The sequence below is a fragment of the Alteromonas sp. BZK5 genome (assembly GCF_014349115.1).
Taxonomy (GTDB): domain Bacteria; phylum Pseudomonadota; class Gammaproteobacteria; order Enterobacterales; family Alteromonadaceae; genus Alteromonas; species Alteromonas macleodii.
In genome coordinates this window covers 1-22,165 of record NZ_JACSOE010000005.1, presented here as the reverse complement: position 1 = coordinate 22,165, position 22,165 = coordinate 1, and the positions used below count along the sequence as shown (strand labels likewise).

The 22,165-nt window shown below is 44.4% G+C and carries 23 protein-coding genes and 1 tRNA gene; 15 read left to right on the top strand and 9 right to left on the bottom strand.

The genetic code is table 11. The features are described 5' to 3' along the window. Positions 1–176: 176 nt before the first annotated feature. The 6 genes from BIZ39_RS02625 to BIZ39_RS02600 all read left to right on the top strand — a co-directional run bounded on the left by BIZ39_RS02625 (position 177) and on the right by BIZ39_RS02600 (position 5,148). Complete coding sequence (locus tag BIZ39_RS02625; protein WP_014979635.1) at positions 177–1,706, top strand: DUF3369 domain-containing protein; 1,530 nt, start codon at positions 177–179, stop codon at positions 1,704–1,706. Then, positions 1,703–3,055 (top strand): sensor histidine kinase, encoded by a 1,353-nt coding sequence (locus BIZ39_RS02620; protein ID WP_014979636.1) that lies wholly within the window; start codon positions 1,703–1,705, stop codon positions 3,053–3,055. Before BIZ39_RS02625 ends, BIZ39_RS02620 begins: the two co-directional genes overlap by 4 nt. A gap of 232 nt (positions 3,056–3,287) precedes the next feature. After that, positions 3,288–3,554, top strand: a complete 267-nt coding sequence (locus tag BIZ39_RS02615) for an alpha/beta fold hydrolase (RefSeq protein ID WP_262385687.1) — start codon at positions 3,288–3,290, stop codon at positions 3,552–3,554. 84 nt (positions 3,555–3,638) lie between these two features. Further along, a complete protein-coding gene (locus tag BIZ39_RS02610) occupies positions 3,639–4,451 on the top strand; it encodes a helix-turn-helix domain-containing protein (protein WP_187446271.1) in 813 nt (270 codons plus the stop codon). 48 nt (positions 4,452–4,499) lie between these two features. Next, positions 4,500–4,949, top strand: coding sequence for a carboxymuconolactone decarboxylase family protein (locus BIZ39_RS02605; protein WP_171337625.1), 450 nt, complete (start codon positions 4,500–4,502; stop codon positions 4,947–4,949). Positions 4,950–4,968: 19 nt separating this feature from the next. Beyond that, positions 4,969–5,148 carry a YrhK family protein gene (locus tag BIZ39_RS02600; RefSeq protein WP_069944538.1) on the top strand — a complete coding sequence of 60 codons (180 nt, stop codon included), beginning with the start codon at positions 4,969–4,971 and terminating at the stop codon, positions 5,146–5,148. Between the two features lie 57 nt (positions 5,149–5,205). Here the strand turns inward: BIZ39_RS02600 and BIZ39_RS02595 are convergent, their stop codons facing one another. Further along, positions 5,206–6,051 carry an alpha/beta fold hydrolase gene (locus BIZ39_RS02595; protein ID WP_187446270.1) on the bottom strand — a complete coding sequence of 282 codons (846 nt, stop codon included), beginning with the start codon at positions 6,049–6,051 and terminating at the stop codon, positions 5,206–5,208. A gap of 79 nt (positions 6,052–6,130) precedes the next feature. Here BIZ39_RS02595 and BIZ39_RS02590 point away from each other — a divergent pair, with 79 nt between their 5' ends. After that, the gene (locus tag BIZ39_RS02590) at positions 6,131–6,721 is read left to right on the top strand and encodes a TetR/AcrR family transcriptional regulator (protein WP_049586899.1); all 591 of its coding nucleotides are present in this window, start codon (positions 6,131–6,133) and stop codon (positions 6,719–6,721) included. 212 nt (positions 6,722–6,933) lie between these two features. Here the strand turns inward: BIZ39_RS02590 and BIZ39_RS02585 are convergent. Both BIZ39_RS02585 and BIZ39_RS02580 read right to left on the bottom strand, forming a co-directional pair. Beyond that, positions 6,934–7,010: transfer RNA gene (locus tag BIZ39_RS02585), tRNA-Pro, on the bottom strand. 111 nt (positions 7,011–7,121) lie between these two features. Then, positions 7,122–7,583, bottom strand: a complete 462-nt coding sequence (locus BIZ39_RS02580) for a YHS domain-containing (seleno)protein (protein WP_187446269.1) — start codon at positions 7,581–7,583, stop codon at positions 7,122–7,124. Between the two features lie 128 nt (positions 7,584–7,711). Between BIZ39_RS02580 and BIZ39_RS02575 the strand changes: the two genes are divergently transcribed. Next, a complete protein-coding gene (locus BIZ39_RS02575) occupies positions 7,712–8,608 on the top strand; it encodes an AraC family transcriptional regulator (RefSeq protein ID WP_187446268.1) in 897 nt (298 codons plus the stop codon). On the opposite strand, the gene BIZ39_RS02570 is transcribed toward BIZ39_RS02575, so the two are convergent. The 3 genes from BIZ39_RS02570 to apbC form a co-directional block, all read right to left on the bottom strand. Then, positions 8,595–10,031, bottom strand: coding sequence for an SLC13 family permease (locus BIZ39_RS02570; protein ID WP_075177467.1), 1,437 nt, complete (start codon positions 10,029–10,031; stop codon positions 8,595–8,597). The two genes, BIZ39_RS02575 and BIZ39_RS02570, sit on opposite strands and share 14 nt — an antisense overlap. A gap of 124 nt (positions 10,032–10,155) precedes the next feature. After that, positions 10,156–10,749, bottom strand: coding sequence for a dCTP deaminase (dcd, locus tag BIZ39_RS02565; RefSeq protein WP_014976864.1), 594 nt, complete (start codon positions 10,747–10,749; stop codon positions 10,156–10,158). 224 nt (positions 10,750–10,973) lie between these two features. Beyond that, positions 10,974–12,080, bottom strand: coding sequence for an iron-sulfur cluster carrier protein ApbC (apbC, locus tag BIZ39_RS02560; RefSeq protein ID WP_187446267.1), 1,107 nt, complete (start codon positions 12,078–12,080; stop codon positions 10,974–10,976). Between the two features lie 108 nt (positions 12,081–12,188). Here apbC and metG point away from each other — a divergent pair, with 108 nt between their 5' ends. Next, positions 12,189–14,216 carry a methionine--tRNA ligase gene (metG, locus tag BIZ39_RS02555; protein WP_187446266.1) on the top strand — a complete coding sequence of 676 codons (2,028 nt, stop codon included), beginning with the start codon at positions 12,189–12,191 and terminating at the stop codon, positions 14,214–14,216. Positions 14,217–14,558: 342 nt separating this feature from the next. Then, positions 14,559–15,398: a mechanosensitive ion channel family protein gene (locus BIZ39_RS02550; RefSeq protein WP_039225292.1), complete on the top strand. Its 840-nt coding sequence runs from the start codon at positions 14,559–14,561 to the stop codon at positions 15,396–15,398. Between the two features lie 186 nt (positions 15,399–15,584). Here the strand turns inward: BIZ39_RS02550 and BIZ39_RS02545 are convergent, their stop codons facing one another. Further along, entirely contained in the window at positions 15,585–16,442 is an 858-nt protein-coding gene (locus tag BIZ39_RS02545; RefSeq protein ID WP_187446302.1) for a class I SAM-dependent methyltransferase, read from the bottom strand. 84 nt (positions 16,443–16,526) lie between these two features. Between BIZ39_RS02545 and gloB the strand changes: the two genes are divergently transcribed. The 3 genes from gloB to BIZ39_RS02530 all read left to right on the top strand — a co-directional run bounded on the left by gloB (position 16,527) and on the right by BIZ39_RS02530 (position 20,159). Continuing rightward, positions 16,527–17,318: a hydroxyacylglutathione hydrolase gene (gloB, locus tag BIZ39_RS02540; RefSeq protein ID WP_039225290.1), complete on the top strand. Its 792-nt coding sequence runs from the start codon at positions 16,527–16,529 to the stop codon at positions 17,316–17,318. 64 nt (positions 17,319–17,382) lie between these two features. Next, a complete protein-coding gene (locus tag BIZ39_RS02535) occupies positions 17,383–19,047 on the top strand; it encodes a LysM peptidoglycan-binding domain-containing protein (protein WP_187446265.1) in 1,665 nt (554 codons plus the stop codon). Between the two features lie 80 nt (positions 19,048–19,127). Continuing rightward, a complete protein-coding gene (locus BIZ39_RS02530; RefSeq protein WP_014976870.1) occupies positions 19,128–20,159 on the top strand; it encodes a hypothetical protein in 1,032 nt (343 codons plus the stop codon). Here BIZ39_RS02530 and BIZ39_RS02525 read toward each other — a convergent pair. Then, positions 20,156–20,335: a hypothetical protein gene (locus tag BIZ39_RS02525; RefSeq protein WP_187446305.1), complete on the bottom strand. Its 180-nt coding sequence runs from the start codon at positions 20,333–20,335 to the stop codon at positions 20,156–20,158. The two genes, BIZ39_RS02530 and BIZ39_RS02525, sit on opposite strands and share 4 nt — an antisense overlap. A gap of 97 nt (positions 20,336–20,432) precedes the next feature. Here BIZ39_RS02525 and BIZ39_RS22140 point away from each other — a divergent pair, with 97 nt between their 5' ends. Continuing rightward, the gene (locus BIZ39_RS22140) at positions 20,433–20,606 is read left to right on the top strand and encodes a hypothetical protein (protein ID WP_262385686.1); all 174 of its coding nucleotides are present in this window, start codon (positions 20,433–20,435) and stop codon (positions 20,604–20,606) included. 19 nt (positions 20,607–20,625) lie between these two features. Here the strand turns inward: BIZ39_RS22140 and BIZ39_RS02515 are convergent, their stop codons facing one another. Continuing rightward, positions 20,626–21,060: an Lrp/AsnC family transcriptional regulator gene (locus BIZ39_RS02515; protein ID WP_187446263.1), complete on the bottom strand. Its 435-nt coding sequence runs from the start codon at positions 21,058–21,060 to the stop codon at positions 20,626–20,628. Positions 21,061–21,273: 213 nt separating this feature from the next. Here BIZ39_RS02515 and BIZ39_RS02510 point away from each other — a divergent pair, with 213 nt between their 5' ends. Further along, positions 21,274–22,110, top strand: coding sequence for an arginine deiminase-related protein (locus tag BIZ39_RS02510; RefSeq protein ID WP_187446262.1), 837 nt, complete (start codon positions 21,274–21,276; stop codon positions 22,108–22,110). Positions 22,111–22,165 lie beyond the last annotated feature (55 nt).

Sequence of the window (22,165 nt, the reverse complement as noted above, 5' to 3'; positions counted from 1 at the left end):
TTTAACAAACATGGCATATTTTTAATACTTGCCTTAAACACGTCTAACCGATGATTAAGAGACTTCTGTCATCAAAATATGCTCATTGAACTTTAGAACAAAACTTGCCGAGTAAGTTTGCGAGATTGAAAATTGTGGCTTACGTTTAATGTATCTAAACGTTTATAGCGCTATGTATGTCGTTATTTAAGAAGTCAAAAACAGAACAATCCACCTCTCGCCAAGCTCCATGGAAAATAGCCATAATCGATGATGAAGAAGGCGTACATGAGGTCACTAAACTCACTCTGCGGAAATTTAATTTCGAAAAACGCGGGGTTGAATTTCTATCAGCTCACAGTGGCGCTGAAGGCCTAGCACTTTTCAAAGCAAATCCAGACATCGCTCTCGCTTTCGTTGATGTGGTAATGGAAACTGACGATGCGGGTTTGAATTTGGTTGATGCCGTTCGCAACGAGCTCAATAACCATACCGCCCGCCTTATTCTGAGAACAGGTCAACCTGGTCAGGCGCCGGAAGAAGAGGTAATCAGGCGTTACGACATAAACGACTACAAAGCCAAAACCGAGTTGTCATCGCTTAAACTTAAATCATGCGTATACACAGCAATACGGTCATATCGGGATATTCAGACCATTGAGCAAGGTAAGCGCGGTATGGAAGACGTTTTAAAATCCTCGTCTTCCGTTTTAGCCAGTAAATCTTTAGCCCAATTTGGCACGGCAGTGTTGAAACAAACCCTTACACTGCTGAACCTAAACAACTCTGTACTCTACTTGTCTACTCAGCACACCGACTTATATGGCGATACGACCATGACAGTGCTGGGCGCCAGCGGCGACTTAGTTGGGTTATGCGAACCTGGAATTTCAAGCCGAATTCCTGAAAGCATTGAAGAAGAAATCAAACAAGTCTTAAAAAGTAAAAGCCATTATCAGTCTAACGATCTTTTCATTGGCTACTATCCTACTGGAGAAGATAGTCACAACATCTTGTATGTTAAACTACATCATCCACTTGATGCTTTGCAGCGCAAGACCTTAGAGATGTTTGCCTCTAATGTGGCGGTAATATTCCAAAATCTCACGCAAAAAGAAGACATACAAAAAACTCAAAAAGAACTCATTATGGTGCTTAGCGACGCAATCGAAATGCGGAGTAAAGAGACCGGTGGTCATGTGAGAAGGGTCATTCTTATGACCGAATTTCTCTCTGAAAAGCTTCACATGAGCCGAGAGTTTATTGAGACCATACGGTATTCAGCCGCACTTCATGATGTGGGTAAAATTAGCATCCCTGAAACTATTTTACATAAACCGGGCAAACTCGACCCCGAAGAATGGGAGATCATGAAGACCCATGCACAAAAAGGCTACGAGCTACTTGCGGGATCTGATCGCATCGTTGCTAAAATGGGCGCCATCATTGCGAAAACGCATCATGAGCGGTGGGATGGTCAAGGTTACCCTGAAGGATTAGCTGGAGACGACATTCCCGTGGAGGGCCGTATTATGGCAATTGTCGACGTTGTCGACGCACTGCTATCTAAGCGCTGCTATAAACCGGCATGGAGTCCTGAGGAAGTAAAAGCCTATCTTCATGAGAATTCCGGGAAACAATTCGACCCGCTAATCACCCACATTATGATAGAGCACTTCGACAGGATCCTTGAAATCCGAGCCACAGAACCGGACGAAGATGAATGAAAGAAACGCTAGAATTAATCTTATTACGCGTTAGCCAAAGCGCAGATATTGATAAAGGTGAATTAGACGTTGCCTCTAGACTTATTATCAACTCGGTGTGTGAGGGTTTGCAAATTACTCGAGCTGGCATTTGGTTGTATGATGAAATGCAAACACTGGTACAGTGCACATTGCTCATTGATAAGGGTAATGACCTGGACCACGAAAGCTTAGTACTTACCCGAAAAGACTTTCCTCATTATTTCGAGGCGCTAGATTCAGAGAGAACCATTGCGGCCCACGACGCATTAACAGATGTTGCAACATTTGAATTTGCAGAAGTGTATTTAACGCCGCTTGGGATTAGCTCTATGCTTGATGTCCCTATTCGCCACCGCGGCAAAATGATTGGGATAATTTGCTGTGAACACCAAGGCAAAGCCCGTGAATGGCATTCCGATGAAGTTGTATTTGCGGCGTCACTGGCAGACCTTTACGGGCGTGCAGTGAGTGCAAATGAGCGCGCAGATTACGAGCAGAGGCTAATTGAGGCCAACCAAACCCTTGAGCAAAAAGTAATAGACCGCACGGCTGAACTTGAGGCTGCACAAGAAAAGCTCGTCGAGTCAGAAAAAATGGCGGCGTTAGGAAATCTAGTCGCAGGCATTGCTCACGAAGTTAATACGCCGTTAGGCATTGCACTCACCTCCGTCAGTAACTGCAAAGAAGAACTAAAAGACATCTATCGAGACTTCGAAAACGATGAATTAACCGAGCAGGGTTTTAAAGACTTTGAAGCTATTTGCTCTGAAGGGTTAAACTTGGCTGAAACGAGCCTGATGCGGGCAGCGAATTTAGTACAAGACTTTAAGCGCACTTCTGCTGACCAAACGTCGTTAGAAATAGAAGAAATTGCGTTAGACGAATATATCCCTAGAGTCTGTAACCCGTTAAAACCCATGCTTCGCAAAGAACAAGTCGAGCTTAGCATAGACGTTACGCCCAATTTGATGATAACCACCTGTCCCGGCATTATTGCCCAATTGTTAACAAATTTAATATCGAATGCTCAGCGTCACGCTTTTGGTCCATCGGTAAATAACGATGTAAATAGAGTGAGTGTGAGCTGCAGTAGAGATACCAAAGGCATTGTGATTAGCGTACAAGACAATGGCAAAGGCATACCAGAGGCGCTTCACAAGAAGGTATTCGAGCCATTTTACACCACGGCTCGTGATAAAGGCGGTACAGGGCTGGGCCTAAATATTTTATACAACTTAGTACGACAAAAATTTAACGGTGAGATTGACTTAACATCAACCCCTGGAGAGGGAACGAAAGTAACCGTCTGTATTCCGGTTGAAGACTAGCGCGCCTCTCATTTTCCACTACCTATACCCTGCGTTATAAGTTCCCTGTGCAGCGCGCGACATTATTAAAATGTCGCCCTCACGACAGACCTAACATCAAAGGCTGGGCAAGCTAAATACAAAAGCATGACAAGGCATGTAGAAATGCGACTTTCACAATGGCGAAGTTCCGGCCACTTTTTAAACGTCGACGGTCAGCAAGTTTTGAATAAAACAGAATGGTCACCAACACATGCACTTGCTTTTGGACTATATGAAGCAGCGTAAACAATACCGAGAGCGCTGGGTAAGTGCACTGCAAAATGCCAATGCCCCTCTTCGACTAACCGCAGGTATGGCTGATCCGATCTCTGGCGCGCATATGGTGGCGCGGTACAAACAACTCATTCCCAATGCAGACGTAGTTGAACTCGAGCAAATTGGGCACTATCCGCAAATTGAAAGTGCTGAAGCCGTGGTGAAATCTATAACAAGCTTTTTAGGTCGCTACGCTAACTAAACGTGAAACTTTGTCTTGATACGGCACGCGACAGGGGTAATATAAAGCTTCACTGATTTAACTCTAGACTCGCAACCAACGTTTATGGACGCTTCAACCAACAACGAAATTATTCCTGCCGCTAGCTTTAAGCAGATTGATATTGGTTTCGTGACCCCTGCTGCTTCCATAAAACGGTTTGTACAATGTATATGGGTGATTGATAACCCAGAAGGCTCAGCTACAACCCTAAACGAAAAATTTTATCCCGATGCCGGTGCTAGTTTGACTTTCTATCTCGATCAAACTAACTGTGAAGCACAATTGTTTTACCATACTCAGGTCTGCGCCATGCCGTGGGAACTGGCTTGCAGACAAATAAGTGTAAGATTTAGGCCCGGTGCCTTGAAATACTTGTTCGGTTTAACCTTTGATGACAGTAAAAACCAACAAATCGACATCGCGTTGGCTATGGTTAAGCAGCGTGATTCCTATCAACGACTGCAAGCCTATCTTATTGGAAAAACTATTAGTCAGCAGTGCTTAGCAATACAGCACTGGTTGATTGAGCTAGCAGAAAATACTGATGGAGCCTTTCAGAAATGGGAGCGCATGCTTTATCAGTCGATGAATTTACTGGTGCCCCCACAACATCTTGCCGATCAGTTCGGCGTCAGCCGAAGAACGCTGGAGCGCCAATTTCGCACTAACTTTGGTTTCTCGCCAAACAAACTGTATCAATTTGCTCAAATACGCCATGCTCGATCGTTATTAACCTCAAATTCTCAAGCGCTGAGCCACGTCGCATTGGCATGTGGTTACTTCGATCAAGCGCACTTTACGCATTCGTTTAGTGATTTCGCGCTGGAAACGCCCCTTCAGTATAGAAAGCGAAAGTTGTCGCAAATTTACAATTAAGCGTTTTGCTTAGACTTTATAGTTCTCCGCAGTTTAAAGGAGATCACTATGAAAAAACGTATTACACAATCTGAGCTATATTCTGAATATCCCCATATTCTTGAACACCTCACAGGCTTGGTTAAGCCTTCAGTCAAAAGTACTTTAAGTCATAAACTCATACATTTAGTTAAGCTTCGTGCGTCACAAATTAATCAGTGCGGCTTCTGCCAACACATGCACGCCGAAGAAGCGAGAGAGTCTGATGAAAATCAGTCAAGGCTTGATGTATTGTCTGCATGGAGAGAGCTAGATTGTTTCAGTTTTGAAGAGAGAACAGCATTAGCGTGGACGGAAGCGTTAACGCTTATCCACTCTTCCACTATTACTGAAGAAATGTATAACAGTGTAGAAAGCACCTTCGGAAAAAAAGGGCTGATAGAACTCACGTCTATTATTCTTCAAATTAATAGCTGGAACCGTATTTCAGTAAGCCTTCAGTTTCAACCTTCTATTTAGTAGTAAGGAAGACGTGAAAATGACTATCATGAAACAAGTACAAAATAACAAATTGGGTGTAGCCGCCTGCTTGTGCTTTTTTTGGGGAAGCACCCTTTTCTTGCCAGCCTTCAGCAAATTTGCAACCGCTGGAGTATGGATGTTTATGGCGGGTTCTCTATTGATGCTTTTCGATACGTTAAATGCACGTAACGATTAGAAATATCGAGCACCCGTGTGGGTGCTCTTTCTCATTATCTATTTTTCTCTAATAGCCTTAAGAATCTAATCCGGCGAACCAATCCAAGGTAGTTTGCCATAACGGTTCAGCACTCTTTCTAAAATATCCCATATGGCCAACAGCGCCAGATAACGCATTGGGATGTAAATCGACACGAGTAACAGGGGCATTTGCATAAAACTTAACAAACGCGTCGCGTGATTGAGGTAAGGCCCAAAGGTCATCTAGTGCATTTACCGCTACTATTGGCGTTTTAACTGCCTCGTAAAGCTTCTCAATTCCAAACATCTTAGGGTCATCAAAGAAATAATGGGGAAAGCGACACCAATGCCTCCATTGACTAAACACATTTCGAGGTAAGTCCTCACCCATTCCTAATACTCGCCATGCGCAATACCCTTTCCACCACGTTAAAATTGGTAAAACAACATTCCACATTGTAAGCACTTTCAGCTTTTCTGATAAAGGCATGTACCCGTGCCACCCTGCGCCTGTTCCATAAACATAAAAGCCAGATATTTTATGGTGATTGGGTAATAGCCCAAAGGCATGACCACCGTAAGAGTGACCCACAATATAAAGAGGAACGCCATCCTGACTTACGCTTTCAACAGCCGCAGCCAAATCTTGCTTGCCCCAATCCAATAGGTTCATCCTGAAGCCTTTCAACGTTGCGGGTTTAGACTCTCCTATCCCACGATAGTCAAACGTAATAGTTTCGAAACCTCGCTCACTGGCAAATAATGCAAACCGACGATAAAACCCCTGAGGTACGCCTGTTGCTCCGGCAATTATAATCCGTCCTTTGAAATCACCTTCCGACAGATATTTATACCCTTTTAGGCGGTAGTTATCGCTTGTAATAAATTCAATTGCTTCCATATCCCACCAAATTATAACGAGTGTCTTAATTATTTTTCGATGCTACTCTATAACGAGTGTTATAACAAGCGAGAATTGTATGAGCAAAAGTTCAGCTGAGGGCCGCCAAAGGGTAATAGAAACTGCGGCATCTATTTTATCAACGAGAGGGTTGAAAGGGGTGAGTATTAGAGAGGTGGCGAAGCTAGCCAACGCCCCCCTTGGTTCAACTTATCATCACTTTCCCGATGGTAAAGTTCAAATTATTACTGAAGCAATAGAGTGGGCTGGGGAAAAAGCCGCAGAGAGACTAAAAGGCTGTTTAGATAAAGATAATCGAAACGGACTCCAAACCTTTCTACATCAGTGGCGAGAGCGACTCCACCGTTCCAACTTTCAACAAGGGTGTCCCATTGTCGCCGCAGCCATTGAAGCATCTCAAGACGAACACGAAGAACAAATCAAGTTAGCTATTTCCCGTATTTTTAAGCGCTGGCAATCAATACTTGCAGATCATTTCATTTCTCACGGGCGAACTGTTGTGCTTTCGAATTCAATGGCGCTTACGGTAATTTCGTGTTTAGAAGGCGCGGTAATTCTTTCTCGTGGATATCAAACAATTGAGCCCTTCGATGCAATAATTGACACGCTTTCGTTGTTGGTTGATCAAGGAAAAGAAGATTCTGAATAATCGCCTTGGATGAAAGTTGATGCATGGGTGCCATAAAGTGAACGTCGCCCCCGCCTGCTATTGTTTATAGCCCGAGAGAGCCCGAACGGTTCGATTCAGTTCGTTGATTTGTTGGTAAATATGTTTAGATAGAAAACGCTTGAGAGTTAAGCTAATAGTGGGGTAGAGCCGAAATTTAGAGCTAGGGGTATCGCTGAGAGCGAGGAAGAAGTTGGTCGGTGTGAGAGGATTTGAACCTCCGACCCCTGACACCCCATGACAGTGCGCTACCAGGCTGCGCTACACACCGACCGAAAGAGCCGACAAGTCTACTCAATTTCAACGACTTTGCAATGTAAAAAAACCAAATAACCGCCTAAACGATTATTTGGTAAACAAAACCCAACTAAAACGAAGCTTATTACAAGTCGTCTGCACTTACATCTTTGATTTCTGGCCATTCTTCATTCGCCTCATTTATATGAGTAGGAATGTTCTTAGCCCATGCTTTGTATACACTTTCGTCTTTATTCACATAAAGTACGCCATCAACAATTTCAAACGCTTTGCCGTTTATTTCGAATTTCTTACCAAAAGTTGCGCCGTAGGCACAAAAGCCGCCGTACGCTGGTACGTATTTGTCTGGGTTGCTTACAAACATGTCTCTATTTTTCTGCGATGAAAATCGGTAAATTGCGTCGTTGTGGACAGCCGTTATAGTCGCTTTACCCAGCACTGGCTTACCTTCAGTAAAATAAGCTACAGCGTCGTGCCCGGCTAAAATAATTCCGTTTTCGTCGGTCTCTGTATCAACGCCAGCGAATACCGCCCCACTAGCAATTAGTGAAACTGCAAATAAACTACCTTTTAAGAATGCTCTCATGCTATTTCTTCTCCACATTGGTGTTTCGAGTGTTTTCACACTATCTCTGTATAAGTTCGAAGAATATGGTACGTACTTCGGTCTTATACAAACATGCTCCAAACGCTTAAATACTTGTCCAAAACACCATGAAAAATTTAGAAAGCCTTTTTGACAAACTTCAAATAACCACCAATGTATTTCACAACGGACAATATTGCGGTAACTGGCAAATTGACACTTCTGGCACCGGCTTTATTAATTTTCACGCCGTAACTCACGGTCAATGCTACTTACACCGTAACGACGACGGCCCAGTTCTGTTAGAAAAAGGCGACATGGTTTTACTGCCTGTTGATAGCCCACACCTTTTAAGCCCTACAAAAACTCACACTTACAAAAATGTTAGCGCAAGCCCTATTCCTGTTAGCGAGAAACTAGGAGCTGAAGGCCCGGTGCTACTTTGCGGTTACTTCGAGTATCAGCACCCTTTAATGAGAGTAATAACAAAAGAACTGCCTGAATTTTGGATAATTAAAAAAGCATCAAAAGAAAGTAGAGTGCTGCATGAAAGTCTGCAGTTACTTATCAGCGCGTCGTTAGAAGTGTCGGACTCAACCTTCACTTCGTCGGTTCTGCTAAACAAAATCGCTGAGGTTGTATTCCTTTTGATTGTGAAGCATTTAATGAGCAAGTACTCATCAACCTTAGGGGCTCTACTGCATCCGGCCATAGCAAATAGCCTTCAAGCGCTGCATAACGCGCCTGAACAACATTGGAACGTAGAAATGCTGGCGAGTATTGCGAATATGTCTAAATCTAACTACGCAGCAAAGTTCAAAGCCTGTGCAGGCGTAACTCCAATTAAATACCTAACGCAATGGCGCCTGCGTTGTGCCTGCACAGAAATAATCCAAAGCAACAAGCCGTTAATTACCATTGCAAACCAATATGGTTACGAAACGGAAGCTTCTTTTTCAAAGGCTTTTAAAAGAGAGATTGGAGTATCTCCTTCACAAAAGCGCGTTCAAGCTAGGCCAGCGTAACGTAACACACCCCAGTTACTACCAGTGCAACTAACACGTTTAGCACCACACCCTCTCTGGCCATGGTTTTTATGTCGAACTTTTCCGTTGAGTATGCAATGGCATTAGGCGCTGTAGCTACTGGAAGCATAAAAGCGCAACTTGCGCTAATTGCCGCGGGGATCATCAACAACTTAGGATCTACGCCCACAGCCATACCCGCGGCCGCTAGAATTGGCATTAATAGTGTAGATGTTGCTGTGTTGGAGGTAATTTCCGTCAAGAAGGTAACGAACAAGCAAATTCCAAGTACCAATAGAAGAACAGGAAGCGTAGAAAGTCCCGTTAGCCATGTTCCCATAAGAACACTTAAGCCCGATGACATAAATGCTTTGGCAATACAAATACCGCCAGCAAACAATAACAACATGCCCCACGGAATATCGTTTGCGGTTTTCCAATCAAGCAGTTTGTCGTTGTTTCCTTTTTCGTCTACTTCACCGCTATCGTTTCCGCTGTTTGTAAAGAACATAGCAGCAACACCCGCTACGGCAATAGTACTGTCACTTATTGTGCTTATGCCTATCCAAGCAGTCCAAAAAGGTCTGAAAATCCAAGCTAAAGCGACAGTGCCAAAAATAGCAAGAACACGCTTCTCGGCTTTTGTCCATGTGCCTGGGACAGGTAAATCGATGTTCCCCACTTGTTTAATACCGCGCGCTAACCATAAGGCCATAATAGGTACGCCTAGTATTACGATTGGTACGCCTGTTTTCATCCAGTCGATAAAGCTGTATTCAATACCTTGGGTTTCTTCATACACGCTCATAAAGATAATATTAGGTGGCGTCCCAATCGGTGTCCCCACCCCACCTAAGCTTGCCGAATAAGCGATACCAAGTATAAGCGCCACGCCAAATCGCGGATTGTCTACTGCGTTGATAATAGCGATAGCCATTGGCAACATCATTAGGATTGTTGCCGTATTACTGATCCACATACTGAGTACTGCGGTTGTTAACATGAAGCCCAGTACCAGCTTGAGCGGGCTGCCGCTGCCCGTTATACGCAACATGTAAATGGCGAAACGCTTGTGTAAGTTAGCACGCTCCAACCCTTTTGAAAGCATGAAAGCAGCCATTAATAGAATGATAACGTGGCTTCCGAGAGCAGAGGCAGCTTCGCTGTGAGACAACACACCAAATAGCGGAAATAGCGCGAAGGGTAAAAGTGAGGTAGCGGGAATGGGGAGCGCTTCAGTCACCCAGAGCACAGCGACAAACAGCGTAATTGCTGCGGTAAAAATGATCTCGCTGGGCTGATCAATGGCCCACAATCCCAAGCCACATAGTACTGAAGCGATAAAGGCAAATAGAATTATACTGTTTTTACGTGTTGGCTTTCGTTGTAGAGTTTCTGAAGAAGGTTCAGAGTTTGTGTGCATTGCGCTTCCCGTTACTAATAGCTTTATTATAAGTGCTAGTTATTGCTCTTATATTTTCTATCAGTAATTAGCGGGAAACGCACTACGCTTTTGCGAAAAAAACGTGTTTTTAAGACGGTTTCTTTTATTTACTCTCGTCGTCTGACGAGATTCGGCTTGCAACTGCGCCTGCTTGGCCTTTGTATTTAGCGTCCACTCGTGCGTTGTACGGCTTTTCGGCTGGCGCCGATAAAACCTCAAAGCTAAGTGCACCTATTTTCATTTTAGGGCGAAGCGCTAGCGGTAACTTACCACTGTTGTAAAACTCAAGAACGATGTTGCCCGACCAACCTGGATCTATTCGATGCGCGGTCACGTGAACCATTAAGCCCAAACGCGCAAGCGAAGAACGCCCGTCTAACCAACCTACGATGTTGTCAGGCAAAGTTACTGACTCGTGGGTAATAGCAAGCGCCAGTTCCCCGGGGTGTAGAAAGAAGGCTTTACCCTCTTCTAGTTCAATTTCATCGCTCATAACATGGTCAAGCGCTTCTTGAACCTGTGCTTTCGGCCCACTTAAATCGATAAACGGCGCTTGGTGATCTTCAAACACGCGAAATTTATTACCTAGGCGGATATCTACCGTTACACCACTTATTTGATCGTAGCTGGGTGTAGGGTCAATTTTAATTTTTCCATCTTGCAGATGTTGGTAGATATCGCGGTCGCACAAGCGCATGGTGTATTCCTCATTTCGTTAGGCCGCTATTATGCGTATGTCGCCGCATGCATTCAACTGCTCAAAGGCTTGTTTTATCTGCTTTTGCGCAATTTTTGTATAGTTTTATCAAATTTTAAATTTAAGCAATCGAACCTGGCTATAATTCACCTTTACTACACCTGTCTGAATTTACCTATCCGTCGGGCATTCCTGATATTTGTTACCTAGATATTTCAAGCTAGTTACTCTTTACCAACAATGCCAATAGGGTTGCCCTTAATGTGTTTTACTACCCCTTTGCGTGGCGCAACAGTAAGGGCCAATTGCATAGACAGAGCGCGAGCAGCCTCGCGATAACTTTCACTCAATGCACTTTCGGGCGAGGTAATTAACAAAGGCGTGCCGGCATCGCCATGCTCGCGAATATGGATATCAAGCGGTAGCTGACCTAAAAGTGGCAGTCCGTGGCGTTCAGCAAGCGCCTCGCCCCCGTCTTTTGAAAACACATAGTCTTTGGTACCACAGGCTCTGCACTGGTAATAACTCATGTTTTCAATAAGCCCTAATACAGGTACGTTCACTTTTTCAAACATACTTATGCCTTTTTGAGCGTCGGCTAGTGCTAAGTCCTGCGGCGTTGTAACGACCACTGAAGCAGTCAGCGGTACTTGTTGCGCCATCGTCAGTTGGATATCGCCGGTACCCGGTGGCATATCTACAATTAAGTAGTCCAGCACGGGCCATAGGGTTTCATCTAGCAACTGCTTTAACGCCCTGCTTGCCATCGGCCCTCGCCATACCGCCGCATCTTCTTGAGGCACTAAATAACCAATTGAGTTCGCCACCAGCCCATGTGACATAAGGGGCTGCATGTGCTTATTATCTTCGCTTTCAGGATGTGCATCGGGGTTGCCCAACATAATGGGAATAGACGGCCCATAAATATCGGCATCTAAAATCCCAACTTTCGCGCCTTCTTGCATAAGCGCAAACGCTAAATTAATACTGGTTGTCGACTTACCTACACCGCCCTTGCCTGAAGCCACTGCTATGATGTTTTTAATGTTGGTGACAGGTGCTACTTCAGTTTCTCCACTCGCTACGTTTTGTTTAAACGTAAGCAGCTCATCGCCAAGCTTCCCTTTTAGCTGGTTAAGCACTTGTTGTTTAAGCGCGTCTAGCTGTGTAGCAATACAAAACGGCAAAGTAACTGTTACACCGGCATCTTCATTTTCTGGCTGGCTAAAAGCACACCATGGCAAGGTATCTTCAACATCTAACGAAAAATACTTGGCCAAAATTACAGCAACTTTTTGAGTTGCCGGCTCTGCTTTGCGAGAAAAGAACATAAAATGCCTTACTAGTAGTAGAATTGTGTGAATTACGTAATGCAAAAAACGCGGTTTTCCGCTAGTATTTGCAGCCATTTTGAAACGCAAAGAATCAATAACGTCATTATGTCAGAAAAACGCCGAATTCTGGTAACCAGTGCGTTGCCATACGCAAATGGCTCTATTCACTTAGGTCATTTGCTAGAACACATTCAAACCGACATCTGGACTCGTTTTCAGCGCCTTCGCGGAAACGAATGTTACAGTGTTTGCGCCGACGATGCACACGGTACGCCGGTTATGCTTAAAGCCCAAGAGCTTGGCATTACACCAGAAGAAATGGTAGCAAGAACGCGTGCTGAACATCACCAAGACCTTGTTGATTTTCACGTAGATTACGACAACTACTATGTAACCCATTCGCCAGAAAACAAGGCGCTGTGTGAAGAAATTTACACCCGTTTGGATAATGCGGGTTACATCAGCAAGCGCACCATTAATCAGCTGTTCGACCCTGAAAAAGAAATGTTCTTGCCAGACCGTTTCGTTAAGGGTACCTGCCCTAGCTGTGGTGCAGAAGATCAAAACGGCGACAGCTGTGACGTATGTGGCGCAACGTATAGCCCAACAGAAGTAAAGAACCCGCGCAGCGTTGTATCGGGTGCTACACCAGTGCTACGTGAGTCTGAGCACTTCTTCTTTGACCTGCCAAAATTTGAAGGCATGTTAAAAGAGTGGATCCGCTCAGGTGCCCTGCAGGAAGAAATGGCTAACAAGCTGCAAGAATGGTTTACTGAAGGTCTTCAACAGTGGGACATCAGCCGTGACGCGCCTTACTTCGGCTTTGAAATTCCAGGTGCGCCGAACAAGTTCTTCTACGTGTGGGTAGATGCGCCGGTTGGCTACATGGCAAGTTTCAAAAACTTCTGCGACCAAAACAACTTAGAGTTTGATGATTTCTGGAAAGCAGACTCAGACGCTGAGCTTTATCACTTTATTGGTAAAGATATTACCTACTTCCACTGCCTGTTCTGGCCTGCCATGCTAGAAGGCGCGGGATACCGTAAGCCCACTGGTGTAAATATTCACGGTTTCGTAACCGTAAACGGCGCGAAAATGTCAAAATCGCGCGGTACGTTTATTAAAGGCCGTACTTACCTTGACCATCTGAACCCAGAATATCTGCGTTACTACTTTGCGTCTAAGTTGGGCGACGGTGTTACCGACATCGACCTTAACTTTACTGACTTCGCACAAAAGGTGAATTCAGACTTGGTAGGTAAAGTGGTTAACATTGCAAGCCGCTGTGCAAGCTTTATCACTAAGCGTTTCGACGGCAAATTGTCTGACAATGTGATTGAGCCAGAGCTTATTGCAGAGTTCCAAAACGCATCTGAAAGCATTGCTGCACTATTTGAGAAGCGTAAGTACCACCAAGCCGTGCGCGAGATTATGGCCCTTGCTGACAAAGCAAACCAGTTCATCGACAACAACGCACCTTGGGTAACCATTAAAGACGAGGCTAAGCAGCAGTTCACACACGATGTGTGCTCGCTAGGTATTAACATGTTCCGTCTGTTGGTGATTTACTTGAAGCCTGTACTGCCAGTACTTGCAGAAAAAGCAGAAGAATTCCTAAACGACAAGTTCGACTGGAATTCACTGCAAACCCTATTGAAAGGCCACGCCATCAACAAATTTAAGCCGATGATGCAGCGTGTAGAAATGGAGAAAATCGACGCCATGGTTGAAGATTCAAAAGAAAGCCTAGCGCCAGCAGCACCGGCTATCGACCCAGACAGCCCGCTTGCTAAAGACCCTATTAGCGACACTATCTTGTTTGATGAGTTCGCCAAGGTAGATTTACGTATTGCACGTATTGCTAAAGCTGAACACGTAGAGAAAGCTGACAAACTTTTACGTTTAGAGCTAGATTTAGGTGGCGAAACTAAACAAGTTTTTGCAGGTATTAAGTCGGCCTACTCGCCTGAAGCCCTAATCGGTAAACATACGGTAATGGTAGCGAACCTCGCCCCTCGTAAAATGCGTTTTGGCATGAGTGAAGGCATGGTATTAGCCGCGGGCCCTGGTGGCGACGAGCTATACATTCTTGAGCCGCACGAAGGTGCAAAGCCGGGTATGCGTGTTAAGTAAGCTGTAAAGCGCCCCCTTAAAAGTAAGGTGACATTCAGCGCTATAACGCGACGGGATGTCACCTTTTTATTGGGCGGTCAAAGCGGCGCTTAGATTTATAAAGCAAAAATCATATAACCAGAATCAAGGTGCAAGCACGTAACTTGGTATGCTAATAAGCCTTATCATCCTACACTCCTCACTCACTAATTACTTACCCACTCACTAACCTTATCTGCCTAAGGCAAATCGGCTAGAAAATTCTTGTCAAAACACAGCGCAGTTCCGTTCGGTTTGATTCAAGGCGATCTAACCCTCTTTTTTTAACGTAATCAACGTGGTTAATTAATAAAAGAGGTATTTATGGAAGATTTCTTCGGGACTAATATCGATTTATCGGAATTAACCGAAAAAGCTATATCACTGGTGATGACTTACACCCCCAAATTGTTGTTGGCTATTCTTACTTTGGTGGTGGGTCTCTGGTTAGTGAATCGTTTTGTAAACCTATTAGATCATCGGCTAGGTAAAAAGGATCCCACGTTAAATAAGTTTCTGTGCGGACTTATCAGTGCGGTGCTAAAAGTAATGCTGTTGATTTCAGTTGCCTCAATGATAGGCATTGAAACCACCTCATTTATTGCCGTCGTAGGTGCAGCAGGTTTGGCCATTGGTCTGGCATTACAAGGCAGCCTGGCGAACTTTGCTGGCGGTGTGCTAATACTGATTTTTAAACCCTTTAAAGTGGGTGACACCATTGAAGCAGAGGGTCATTTAGGCTCAGTGTCAGAGATACAAATTCTTTATACTGTACTTAACACTTTTGACAATAAGCGCATAGTTATTCCCAATGGCAGCCTGTCTAATGCTACGTTAATTAACGTTAGCGTATATGATAAACGCCGTTGCGACATGACATTTGGTATAGGCTACGATGACGATATCGATAAAGCAAAGAAGGTGTTGCAGCGTCTGTTTGAAGAAGATGAGCGCTCGTTAACCGACCCTGCACCAAGAATTTGTGTAGGCGGATTAGGCGATAACTCAGTCGATCTGATGTTTAGACCGTGGGTCGCCACAGATGACTTGTGGCCTTACTACTGGGATATGCAGGAAAAAGTTAAAAAAGCTTTTGATGAAGAAGGTATTAGCATCCCATATCCACAGCGAGATGTGCACCTCTATAAAACGAGTAACGACTAACGTCTCAGTTAGGAGGTAGCAGTCTATGCTATCTCCTATTCCCCTTTCAAACTTGCGAAAAAACGCGAAAGCCATCCGTTTTAGTACAACATCTTGGTAAATTTAGAAGGTGGTTTGCGCCTGTCACTGCTTCTAAGTTAAGAGCGTGGCGTGCTCTCTTTGCACATGGCATACACATTAACAATACTAGCGCAGCGTGCGATTCATCGTAGAGGTCCTTACACTGGCGCCCACCGCCGAAAAACGCGGCTTCAAATTGCGTTTGGGTTTTATTGCGGTCATGGGTATAACCCGCTTTTTCGCGAGTATTACGTACACCGCACTGCACCATGGCAAATAAGATGCTAAATAGTCTTGAAGCTTAACCGCCCCTTTCCATTTTTGTTGAAAAAAGAGCGTTGAAAACATCACTTGACGTTGTTCAACAATTTCAAATCCCAGCAGCTGAAGCCAATCTTTAATGCGATAGGACGTAAAAAAGCGTGCATCGTGTAGGATATTTCCGCGCTTAACAGGTAGAAATTTGGCAATGCCGGCGAGGCTTAAGGGGTTAAAGCCACTTACGATCACATAACCGTTTTGTGTAATAACGCGGTCTACTTCTCTTAATATTTCGTGAGGGTCTTGCGCAAAATCTAATTCATTAGCAAGTAGAAAGCCATCAATGCTGTTTTCGGCGAAGGGTAAGCAGTGCGACTGCCCCACTACCGTGTTTTCTCTACTTATTTTCGGTTCGCGTTTATCACCGCCTAACGATATACCCGATGCATTGTGATTGGGAAAGCCCTCTTTCGCTTCATTGTGGTGTGGCTGCTCGCTAGCTAGGTCATTAAACGGAACGTGATTGATGTGGTGTCGAATTGGGCTGGTATCGAGATTTAAATCGGCACTTAGCGAGCCTAGTTTGGCAAAGTGATACCCAAAAATTCGCTCAGCATAATCGCTACAAACTGCATTGACCGCATGTCGAATGTGCTCTCCGGCGGGGAAATCATTCCAATTTGTAGGGTAGCGTGGCGGTTTGGCTTTAAACGCCGATCTCATTAACACTGCGCGCTCTTAGGTTGCTCTGCTCTTCACAAGTCCCTATAGTAACGCATAATTCTACCTACACAAGCAGGTACTCTTATGACGGCAGAAACACTTCCTTCAGGCGTAGCCATTCATCCTATTCCCGCTTTTACCGACAATTACATTTGGTGTATTTATAACGAGAGTAGCGCTATTGTTGTCGACCCAGGTGATGCTGAGCCAGTGTTGGCCTTTATTAAAGCCAAAGGCTTAACGCTGAGCGCAGTTCTCATCACTCATCACCACAGAGACCACACAGGTGGTATTGCTAAATTAGTATCTGCAGTACCAGATTTGCCAGTTATTGGCCCAAGAGGCAATCACATAAGAGGAATAACTAAATCTGTTTCTCAAGGCGATACTGTCTCGCTACCTGTTTTTAAAATGGCGCTGCAAGTAATGGAAGTGCCAGGTCATACCCTTGATCACATTGCTTTCTTCGGGCATGGCGCATTGTTTTGCGGCGACACGTTATTTTCAGCAGGTTGCGGACGATTGTTTGAAGGTTCGCCAGAGCAAATGCATCATTCACTGAATAAGTTAAAGCGACTGCCCGACACCACGAAAGTGTTCTGTACACATGAGTATACTCAGGCTAACGTCCAGTTTGCTTTAGCCGTAGAGCCAGACAATAAAGCGCTGTGTGACTACGCACAGTGGGTGGCAGAAAAACGCGCTCAAGGTCAGCCTACACTACCAAGTAATCTCAAAGAGCAAAAAAACATAAACCCATTTTTACGGGCTCATGAACTTTCTGTGAAAACTGCTGCCGAAGCCTATTGCGAAAATAACCTGGCTGACGATGTAGCGGTATTTGCTGCAGTTCGCCGCTGGAAAGATGAGTTTTGATGCAAAAGTAAGCCGATTATCGTAACATAGTCGGTTTGCAGTGCTCCACGAGGTTTCTTCATATATGCAGTTGAAGTTTTTCCCACTGTCGCCACTGATATTGGCGCTAGGTTTAACGGGTTGTCAGTTAACCGATAATAATAACGACAATGCACAATTAGAAAGTAACGAAACCGCTTCACTAGAAGCGTGCAGTGAAATTCATAACAACGAAGAAGCCATTTCTGATTGTGAAATTGCAAGAGACGGCGTTATTGATGTTGTTCACCCCAATGATGATACGCTAGAAGAAGGCGCTGAGCTTACCGATACACCGGATATGCATACGCAGGCGGTCGTTACTGACGTATGGGAACGTGCAAGTGCGAATTTCGCCTTACCTATCCCTGACGACAAACGCATTAGCGCACAGCGTAAATGGTACCTGAAGCACCCAGAGTATATGGCTCGCGTTGTAAAACGCGCCAAGCCTTTTCTTTATTACATTACCGAAGAAATTGAAAAGCGCCACATGCCGATGGAGCTTGTGCTTTTACCAATAGTAGAAAGTGCTTTTGATCCCTTTGCTTATTCCCATGGCCGAGCGGCTGGTATGTGGCAGTTTATTCCTGGCACAGGCAAGCGCTTTGGTATGCAACAGAATTGGTGGTATGACGGACGTCGAGATGTTGTTGCGTCTACTCAAGGTGCACTTGACTATCTAACCTATCTAAACGAAATGTTCGATGGTAATTGGCTGCACGCACTTGCCGCCTATAATAGTGGCGAAGGCCGCGTTCAAAGGGCTATTAAAGCTAACAAACGCGCGGGTAAACCTACCGACTTTTGGAACTTAAATTTACCCAAAGAGACACGTGCTTACGTGCCTAAATTGCTTGCGCTGGCTGATATTCTAAAAAATAAAGATGAATATGCGTATGCGTGGCCTGAAGTTGAGAATGTAGCGGTTATCGAAGTGGTTGATATCGGCTCACAGGTCGATTTAGCGTTTGCCGCCGAACTTGCTGGTATGTCTTTAAAAGAACTACACGGGTTAAACCCAGGGTTCAACCGTTGGGCAACGTCGCCAGAAGGACCACATAGATTAATACTTCCCCTTGATAAGGCTGCCGCGTTCTCTCAAGCACTGGCTAAAATTGATCAAAAAGAGCGATTGAACTGGGTGCGCCACTCGGTGAAGCCCGGCGACAGTTTAGGTAAAATCGCAAAGCAGTATCACACCACCGTGAAAGTTCTTAAAAAAGTGAATGAGCTAGACTCGTCCATGATCCGCGTGGGTCAAGCGATAATGGTACCAGTAGCACTTCAAGAACTGGACAGCTACACATTATCTCAGGAACAGCGTCTAGCCAGCTTGCAGAACGGCAACACGTCTAAGCAAAAAGTACGTCATACCGTACAATCTGGTGATACGCTTTGGGATATTGCCCGTAAGTACAATATAGGCACTAAACAGTTAGCTAAATGGAACGGTATGGCCCCTGGCGATATGCTTCACCCTGGCAAAACCTTAGTTATCTGGCAGGAAGGTAAAGCGCAAGACGGTGTTACCAAAAAAGTGACCTACACAGTAAGAAATGGCGATTCGTTGTCTCGTATAGCCAGCAAGTTCAATGTTAGAGTAAGCGACATAGGCAAGTGGAATTCACTTAATACCAAGCGCTATTTACAACCTGGTCAGAAGCTAAAACTTTATGTAGACGTAACAAGGTTAAACGCATCAAGCTAACCTTTAATACTTAAAGTTCAATACTGTTCATGCCTAACTGCATTTACGTTACGCTTTAAGTCAGAATACAGGATAAGGAAATGCTAAGAATTAACCGAGAAAATTTGCGAAACAGTCATGAAACTCCTTGGTTAATCTTAGATTTAGTCATGTTAGGTATACTTTTTGTAAACCTAACATGGCTCATTTTCGATGCCTTATACGCCACCGACTTTGTCTATGGTCTATTGGGCACGTATTTTCCCGCTTTTCTTAGTGCTTACGATCCCGTTCACAACAACTTTCTGTTGGTCGACTTGGTGTTTATCGCCATTTTCTTCAGCGAATTTTGCTTCCGGTGGGTTGTAGCTATTGTGCGTAAAGAACACTTACGCTGGTACTTTTTTCCGTTTTTGCATTGGTACGATATCATAGGTCTAATCCCTACTGGACCTACCCGCCTATTTCGTTTCTTACGCATATTTTCTATTTTGCACCGCCTGCACAAATTCGAAATCATCGACTTAAATCAAACCGCGGTCTTTCGCTTTTTTGCGTTTTACTACGATGTATTTGTCGAAGAGTTAAGCGACCGAATTGTTGTAAAAGTGCTCAGCGATGCGCAAAAAGACATCTCAGCAGGTTCGCCTTTATTAGACGATATCAACGCACAGGTACTGGCCCCCCGCCGTCCTGTCATTACCCAATGGATGGCTGGCGTTATCAACCATTTAGGCCAGTCAATTCAAAGCGAAGAGCACGGCGAGGTGATACGGGAGCACGTGCGCAAGAGCGTGGGTAAAGCGGTGAGAAGTAATGCACAAGTTTCTTCCCTGCATTACCTACCTGTTATCGGCAAAACCATTGAGAATACGTTGGAAGAGTCAGTCACCGATATCGTGACCACATCGCTAGTTAATCTGTTAAGCGACTTAGACGCAGAGCGCATCGACCATTTCATTTCAGTCGGCATGCACGACTATACCCCTACCGCCGATGCACTTGATAAAGAAGTACTTAACGTTGTAAACGAATGCTTAGAACTGGTAAAAGCGCACGTTGCACAGCAGCGTTGGAAGTCACATCTCACCGAAAAAGAATCGGCCATCCCCACTGGCAAGCCCGAAATTTAATTAATTTGCAAAGTGGTAGAGTCAAGGTGAACGCTAGCCAGTATTCTGTTCAGCCGCTCATTTAACCACGCAATACTGGTAATTTGTATAGCGGCATTTGCTTCAGGCTGCATGGTGATCTTGCCGACCTCTTCTATTTCCACCAACCAAGAACCTGAAAAAATAGTTGAGCGCATTGAATACAATGCAAACCGATGCTGGTCCACACTGCATCAGCCAATCCATAGCGATATAGTCGTAAACACGTACACAATACAAAACGGCTACAAACTCATGGCCAGTCGTAAAGAAGGGAGCACCCCGCAATATCCTTTTTTACACGTCACCGTTACCCACTCAACCTACGGCAGCGAGGTATCCGTTCGAGAAGGTGAGTTTAACTTGGGCACAGACTTAAATTTAAGTGATGATGTAAATCGATGGATAAATGGCGACAATAGCTGCTAAGACTGATAAGGCGTACACACTATTTTTCAGTAGTAGACAGAATAATACTCGTCTCACTATTAAGCACGCCTTTAACGCCGCGCACTTCTTTTAAAATGCCATCTAAGTGCGCGAGACTTTCGGCGGTTATAACAATAAGTAAATCCCAATTTCCGTTTGTAGTATGAAACCGCTCAACACCATTCACCTGCCTAAGCTTACTAATAAGCTGTGTTGTACTAAGCCCTTCAAGCTCGACTGACATAAGAGCTTTTATTTTGTCTGGTTGCAGCTGCTCGTTAACACGAATAGTAAAACCGTCGATCACCCCCGAATTTACTAACCTGTCGATTCGTTTTTGCACCGTATTTCGCGATAACGAGAGGACTTCAGCTAACACGGTTACAGGTGTTCGCGCATCGCGCTTCAATATATCGAGAATCTCGCGATCTTTCGCATCTAAATCTACATACATGGTCGTTTTCCCAATAGATAAATGAATCGTCGAGTCATTAACGCATTATCCAAGACTAATTAGCGAAAAGCATAATGATAAAACAATTGAGCATTATGCTTAAACTAAATAACAACTTGCAACACCTTGAGCATGGTTAAGTGAATTCGCCAGAGAATAAAATACACGCTCTTTTCAGTGGAAATATTTCAGCTAAGGGCTGTAGGACGTTATATGCAAGCCAGTCACATCAAAAACTCACGATCAACTACACCAAATTCCGTTTTAATGGTACGCCCCTGTGCCTTTCGCCCCAATGAACAAACAGCCAAAGACAATAGTTTTCAGAAGCCCCTTGTATCGACGGGAAGAAATAGAGCGGAAATATCAAAGAATGCGTGTGCGGAATTTGATGAGATGGTTCGCACTTTACGTATGAACCACATAACGGTAGAGGTGTTTGAAACAGAAAGGAAAAACACGCCCGATGCCGTATTTCCAAATAATTGGTTAAGTACACATCCCAACGGTTTGCTTGTCACCTACCCTATGTACTGTGAAAACCGCCGAGCGGAGCGTCGTGACGATATTGTCAGTTATCTGCAGCAACACTATATCGTACAGCAAGCTAAAGATTTATCTTTCCTTGAAGAAGACGGAGATATTGTTGAAGGTACAGGGGCTATGGTGATCGACCATGTAAACGCGCTAGCCTATGTTTGCCTATCCCAACGAGCCAATAAGAGAGCTGTAATGTCGGCGTGTAAAGCTATTGGTTTAACGCCTATATGTTTTAGCGCCTTTGATACTGCTGGTACGGCGATTTACCACACCAACGTAATGATGTGTGTGGGCAGTGATTTTGCCATTGTTGCTACTAGCATGATAGAAGAAAGCGACAAAAATGTGGTGCTTTCAACACTTAAGGAGACAGGTAAAAACGTCATTGAAATTAGCGAAGAACAAGTGAATAGTTTTGCCGGAAACTGCCTAGAGCTTTTGAATAGCAATGGAAAACGTTTATTACTCCCGATTTCAGATAATAAGTGCGACATTCATGGAAAGGTGTAGAAGAGGAGGCCAACTGCTAAAAGTGGTACGCTCTTCTCGTCAAAGAAACAAGCAG